The organism is Pseudoduganella lurida (assembly GCF_007830455.1).
GTDB classification, from domain to species: domain Bacteria; phylum Pseudomonadota; class Gammaproteobacteria; order Burkholderiales; family Burkholderiaceae_D; genus Rugamonas; species Rugamonas lurida.
Map to the genome: position 1 here is coordinate 1 of NZ_VLLB01000020.1, position 6,244 is coordinate 6,244.

Here is a 6,244-nt window from a genome sequence, read left to right on the forward strand (position 1 = left end):
CGGGCACTCCATCAAACGCCCACACTTATCGACTGTTGATTGTTAAAGAATTCTGCCTTTCGGCCATCGCTGTCGAACCCTTCGGTTCGTCGACAAATCGTTGTGTTTGTCAGCAGCAGAGAGATGAGATTATGCGGTGTTTCGTGCAGCTCGTCAACCCCTCGTTTTTCTTACTTTCGTCGTCAACGCCAGGCGCTTTCAACACCTCGTTGCTTCTGCATTTCTGCGTTGTTCGCTGCGAGGGACAGAACTATAGCAAACGAAATGCGACTCCACAAGGGACTATCGGCGGATATTTTCGTCGACCAGTACGATGCGGCTGCGAATGCCTGCCGCGCGGACCTGCTCAGCAGTAAATGGCAGCGGTACCAGCGTTTTTGCCGAATACATCGGCAACTGATCGGCATGGTGCTCAGAGCGCGGGTCCGTTGACTGGCCATATGCGAGCAGGCCCTGTGCTACCGGGCCCTGGGCATCGAATCCGACGAGCTGGATATAGCTGGTACCCCACACGACATTCCCGTATCCAAGCGCCGTCAGGTCAGTCGCCATATGCAGTGCGTTGTAGACACCGTCCACGTCGCCAATACCGCCGTGGACTGGCGTCGCTGCCCCACCCCGCGCATCGGCCTGATAGTTGCCCAGCCGCGCATCGAGCGGAATGCCGAGCGACTGCAACCTGCGTGCCGCTGCTGCCAGCGCCGCGAGCATCGGCTTCTTCGCACTGTCGGCGATGCCGCGCGGCGTGTGGACAGGGTCGGCCGCGTCAAAGGGCACCGCCCACCGGTCAGTCAGCTGCGACGCGCGCAGCCAGAACTCGCGGAACAGCACCGCGCCGGCACTGTCGAGGTCGGCCTTGCGGTCCCACGCCGCCAATACGCTGCACGAGGCTGCGAGCGCCGCGTCTTCCCCGCCCTTGCAGGCCTCCAGCAGGTCCGGCAGCACCAGTTCCGCCGCATGGACACGGTTCGAGAACAACAGCGCCTGCAGATCACCCGGTCCAATCTTTCCCGGCTGGGCGAGACGTTGATCCAGCTGCAGGAAGCCCAGGCGCGTGCGCAGATGCTGCTCCACGCCGACCGGGCCATACAGCGGCGAGTAGCCCTCCCCCGGCCCGGTCAGCAGCTGGCCGGTGTTGGTCAGCCAGTAGCTGTCATTCGAGTTGGCGACATAATCGGTACGCAGCATCGCAGGTGCGCTGCTGCCGGCGAAGATGCCAGGCGGCGCGCCAGGATCGCGGCCCCAATGGCATGCGCTGCGCGAGCCATCGAACAGCAATAGCGGGGCGAACAGCAGGCAGCTGGAGGCAAAGCGGCTGGCCGGCATATGCGGAATCACGCTGTAGTCGGCAAACAGCGCATTGCCCTGCCGGTCCGCCGCCAGCGTATTCACCCATGGCAGACCGAGCACGCGGCCCAGCGCGGCCTGCAGGGACTGCACGCTGTCGGCCTTGCCCAGCGCGATCCACTGCTGGAGGAGCCGCGTGTTGTCGCGGTTCGGATCGCCCAGGACCAGCACGCCGTCCGGCCCGACCGGTACATCGGGGATGGCCATGACCATGCCCAGCAATGTGTCGCGGAAGACGCGGCGATGCGTGGCCAGCGTGCCGTCGGCCTGCAGCACCTCCACATCGACAACGCGCTCCGTCATCCGCCGCGGCGCGCCGTCGACCAGATAGGTCAGGCCGGCGGGATCGCCGGCGTCCAGCGGCAGGCGGAACGTGGTGAAGTGCGTCGACCTGGTGACGGTGTGCGTCCACGCGACATCCTTGTTGAAGCCGATGACGACGATCGGCAAGCCGCCCAGGCTGGCGCCCATTGCGTCGTACACGCCGGGAATCGTCAGGTGCACCTGGTAGAAGCGGTCGGTGCTGAACCATGGATAGTGGGGATTCGCCAGCAGCATGCCGCGGCCATCGGCGGTCACGTCGCGGCCCACTGCGACGGCGTTGCTGCCCAATGCGTTGTTCGGCCATGGCGCGCCCGAGGTTGCGGGGACGCCTGCCCCTCCCTCCGCGCCACGTGCGGCAGCGAGCACGGCGCCCGCAAAGACCTCGCCCGACGCGTGCAGCGCCTTCTCGGCAACGAGCAGGTACATATCGTCGACCGTGATCGGCCTGACCCATGCGGCGCCGCGGCAGGCGGCCGGCAGATCGCCGGCATGCTCGCGCACATAGCGGTTGTAGCCGGCGACATACCCTTGCAGCAGTGCCGTCACCTCGCTGCTGCCGGCAGCATAGCCGGCACGCAGGCGTGGCAGATCGAGGTAAGCCTTGAAGAAGAAATCGCTGTCCTCGTTGCGCAGCTCGAACATTTGCTGGTCGAGGTAGTCGATGCTGACGCTGTATTCGCCATCCGCACCGCTGGTCGCTTTGGCGTCGCCACCGAAATACCGCGAGCGCTCGCCGCGCACGGTGAGAAAGGTATCGGCCAGCATGCAGACGTTGTCCTGCGCGTAGGCGTAAGCCAGTCCCATGCCGAGGCCCGCGAAATCGTCTGCACGCACATGCAGCACGCCATACGCGGTGCGCGTGAGCTCCGCCCTCGTCGATGCACGCGGCGGCGCCTCGTGGTCATCGTGATCGCCGCAGCTCGCCAGCAGGAACAGCGTCGAAACCAACAGCATCAGCAGGACTTTGCGCATGATCGACTCCCGGATTAGCAGTCCATCATGGGGAGTCGCGGAGGCTGGGCCTTGCGTGCCCTCAATCGGGCACCGGCCACGCGGGGGAACTCCGCTGGCGCACCTCCCGGCCAGCAGTCCCAGGCGGCCAAGCGAGTTGGCAGTGCAGGCGACTTCTTCTGCGCTTGCAGCACGAGCTGATGGCACTGTGCAGCGACGTGAAACTGCAGGCCCGGATCAATGCAGGCTGGCCTTCAATACCAGGGGCGCGGGGAAGCGCAGTTCGAAACGGGTGTGTCCATCCGAGCTGTGCACACCGGCCTCACCGCCATGCAGATGCATGATGGCGCGGACGATCGCCAGTCCCAGGCCGGCGCCATCGGGTACGCCGGTCCGCGAGGGATCGCTGCGGTAGTAACGCTCGAAGACCAGGTGGAGCTTGTCTGCGGCGATGCCGTCGCCGTCGTTCGTCACAGTGACGAGAGCAGCACCGGCGCCCGATCCGGTGCCGATGACGACGGTGCTGCCTGCCCGGCTGTGACGGATCGCGTTCGACACCAGATTGCTCACCGCGCGCTGGAACAGGATCGGATCCGCTTCCAGCGTGGGCAGCATCTCCGTGTGGCGCAGTGCCACGGCCACGCCGGCCTCCTCCGCCACGCCCTCGAAATAATCGACGATGCGGCCGAGTTCCCTGGCCAGGTCCAGGCGCTCGGGCCGCACCGCCAGCTGGGCACTGTCGGCGCGTGCCAGGAACAGCGTGTTCTCGATCATGCGGCCGATGCGTTCGTATTCCTCGGTGTTCGAAGCGAGCGCCGCCTCATACTGCTCCGGCGTGCGGGGCCGCGACAGCATCACCTGCGTCTCCACCAGCAGGGTGTTGATCGGCGTGCGCAGATCGTGCGCCAGGTCCGCCGCGAAGCCGGACAGGCGCTGCACGCCCTCTTCCAGCCGGTCGAGCATCGCATTGAAGGCCTGGCCCAGTTGCCGCAATTCGGCTGGCACTTCGTCGACCTGCAGCCGGCCGCGCAGCCGGTTGGTCGAGATCTCGTCCGCCTTGCCGATCACCAGGCGCAGCGGCGCCAGGCCGCGTCGCACCGCCCAATAACCGAGGCCTGTCGCGACGAGCGTGCCGGCCAGCAGGGCGGCCAGCAAGTCGGGTACATAACGGCGCAGGATGGCGAGACGATCGGAGCGCTGGCGCGACAGGGTCACGCGCACCACGCCGGCATCGGCGGTGCGGGCAAGCATGGCCAGCACACGTGACGATCCCGCGCTGCCATCCCGGATGTCTTTCCCCACTGGCATCCGGACGGCTGGGACACGGGGCGAAGCGGCGCTCGGCGCCGACGATGCGGTCGATGCCAGCAGCTGCCCGTCCTGCGCATCGATGCGCAAAGCCAGGCCAGGCTGCCCCAGCACGGTATTGATCACTGCAGCGGGTGACGCCGCTATCGCCGCCGGGCTGGCCTGCCGTGCGAGCACATGGCGCAGCACTGCCGCGCGGTTGAGCAGTTCGGCATCGTCGCGCCCGGACATCTGCCGATGCAGCGCGTCGTACAGGTAAAGGCCTACGGCGCAGAAGCAGGCTACTGCGATCGCCGCGAACGCGATCGCGAGTCGTGCAGTAATGGAAAGCGGCCGGCCCGCGGTCACGGACGCGCCTCCAGCACGTAACCCATGCCGCGTACGGTGTGCACCAGCTTGGCGGACCAGGGGTCGTCGATCTTGGCACGCAGCCGCCGCACGGCGACATCCACCACATTGGTGTCGGAATCGAAGTTCATGTCCCACACCTGGGAGGCGATCAAGGTGCGCGACAGTACCTCGCCAGGGCGCTGGGCCAGCAAGTGCAGCAGCGCGAATTCCTTCGGCGTCAGTTCGACACGGCTCCCCGCCCGCGTCACGCGCCGGCGCAGCACGTCGATTTCCAGGTCGGCGACCTGGATGAGGTCCAGCGTGCGCACCGGCCCGCGCCGCAGCAGCGCCTTGATGCGCGCCAGCAGTTCGGCAAAGGCAAAGGGCTTGACCAGGTAATCGTCCGCGCCCAGGTCGAAGCCCTGCACGCGGTCCGCCACATCGTCGCGCGCGGTCAGGAACAGCACCGGCGTGCTGCGCTGTTCGCGCAGGCGGCGCAGCACGGTCCAGCCGTCGACCACCGGCAGCATCACGTCCAGCACGATCAATGCATAGTCCTGTTCGAGCGCCAGGTGCAGGCCGTCCTGTCCGTTCACCGCCAGGTCGGCCAGGTAGCCCGATTCATTCAGGCCCTGCTGCAGGTAGGCGCCCGTCTTGGGCTCGTCTTCCACGATCAGTATGCGCATCGCGTTCTCCTTTCCGCGATTGTGCCGTGAATGGACGCCGGCGCGGATGACAATCCTGTCATTTGCGGGTCATGTTCCGGTCAGGCGACGCGGCCCATCATGCAGCCATCCCAACACCAGAAGGAGCTGTCATGAAAATCACCCCCATCGGCCTCGCCGCCGCCATGCTGTTCGCGGGTGCTGCGCAAGCCGCACCGATCCACAATGTCGTGCTGGTTCACGGCGCTTACGCCGACGGATCGAGCTGGAACGAAGTCATCCCGCGCCTGCAGGCAGCGGGCCTGCATGTGACCTCGGTGCAGAACCCGCTCACGTCGCTTGCCGACGATGTCGCCGCGGTACAGCGCGTGCTGGCCTTGCAGGACGGACCCGTGGTGCTGGCCGCCCACTCCTGGGGCGGCACGGTGATCAGCCAGGCTGGCACGGACCCGAAAGTGGCCGCGCTGGTGTATGTCGCGGCGCGTGCGCCGGATGCGGGGGAAGATTACGGCGCACTCGCAGGGCGCTTCCCGGCAGCGCCGGCCAGCAGCGGGCTGGTGAAGTCGGGCGGTTTCGGACAGTTGAGCGAGCAATCCTTCCTGCGCGATTTCGCCAGCGACCTGCCGGCAGAAAAGGCACGCAGCCTGTATGCAGTGCAGGGGCGCATTGCCGATACGCTGTTCGCCTCGCGTACGACCGCGGCCGCATGGCATGACAAACCGAGCTGGTATGCCGTATCGACGCAGGACCGCACGACCAACCCGGAACTGCAGCGCTTCCTGGCCAAGCGTATCGGCGCGCGGACAGTCGAACTGGCATCCGGTCACCTGTCGCTGATGTCGCATCCCGCTGAAATCGCCAACCTGATCATCAAGGCAGCGCAGGGCAAGCAATAGCCAGGACGCGTTTCTGAACAGTGCCCAGCCTCCATTCGCCGGCCGGGCGACCAACTAATCCGTCCAGAATGCGAAAAACCCCCGCCAGATCACTGACGGGGGTTTCTCTATATAACAGCCTGACGATAACCTACTTTCACACTGGTTGCAGCACTATCATCGGCGCAAAGTCGTTTCACGGTCCTGTTCGGGATGGGAAGGGGTGGGACCGACTTGCTATGGTCATCAGGCATGACTTGTACACAGTCTCGTTCCCGATAGGGCAACGCGACTGCTGAATCTGGAAGAAGTAAAGTGGGGTATCTCAAACACAGGTAAATGCTTGTTGTTGACTATAACCGTCAAGGTTATAGGGACAAGCCTTACGGGCAATTAGTATCAGTTAGCTTAATGCATTACTGCACTTCCACACCTGACCTATCA

General features: G+C 65.2%; 4 protein-coding genes and 2 rRNA genes. 1 reads left to right on the forward strand and 5 read right to left on the reverse strand.

From position 1 onward, the window contains the following. Window positions 1-282: 282 nt before the first annotated feature. The 3 genes from IP91_RS25840 to IP91_RS25850 form a co-directional block, all read right to left on the reverse strand. Window positions 283-2,643, reverse strand: a complete 2,361-nt coding sequence (locus IP91_RS25840) for a penicillin acylase family protein (protein ID WP_145653501.1) — start codon at window positions 2,641-2,643, stop codon at window positions 283-285. A gap of 216 nt (window positions 2,644-2,859) precedes the next feature. Further along, window positions 2,860-4,278 carry a heavy metal sensor histidine kinase gene (locus IP91_RS25845; RefSeq protein ID WP_158643207.1) on the reverse strand — a complete coding sequence of 473 codons (1,419 nt, stop codon included), beginning with the start codon at window positions 4,276-4,278 and terminating at the stop codon, window positions 2,860-2,862. Continuing rightward, window positions 4,275-4,946 (reverse strand): heavy metal response regulator transcription factor, encoded by a 672-nt coding sequence (locus IP91_RS25850; RefSeq protein ID WP_145653505.1) that lies wholly within the window; start codon window positions 4,944-4,946, stop codon window positions 4,275-4,277. Before IP91_RS25850 ends, IP91_RS25845 begins: the two co-directional genes overlap by 4 nt. A gap of 131 nt (window positions 4,947-5,077) precedes the next feature. On the opposite strand from IP91_RS25850, the gene IP91_RS25855 reads away from it, so the two are divergent. Then, window positions 5,078-5,821 (forward strand): alpha/beta fold hydrolase, encoded by a 744-nt coding sequence (locus tag IP91_RS25855; RefSeq protein WP_145653507.1) that lies wholly within the window; start codon window positions 5,078-5,080, stop codon window positions 5,819-5,821. Between the two features lie 117 nt (window positions 5,822-5,938). Here the strand turns inward: IP91_RS25855 and rrf are convergent. Further along, window positions 5,939-6,051: ribosomal RNA gene (gene rrf, locus IP91_RS25860) — 5S ribosomal RNA — on the reverse strand. Between the two features lie 121 nt (window positions 6,052-6,172). Then, window positions 6,173-6,244 (reverse strand): 23S ribosomal RNA (locus IP91_RS25865); the annotation flags it as partial.

Coding starts and splice junctions, on each gene's coding strand:
- IP91_RS25850 (WP_145653505.1), bottom strand. CDS start 4,946: ATGCGCATACTGATCGTGGAAGACGAGCCCAAGACGGGCGCCTACCTG.
- IP91_RS25840 (WP_145653501.1), bottom strand. CDS start 2,643: ATGCGCAAAGTCCTGCTGATGCTGTTGGTTTCGACGCTGTTCCTGCTG.
- IP91_RS25855 (WP_145653507.1), top strand. CDS start 5,078: ATGAAAATCACCCCCATCGGCCTCGCCGCCGCCATGCTGTTCGCGGGT.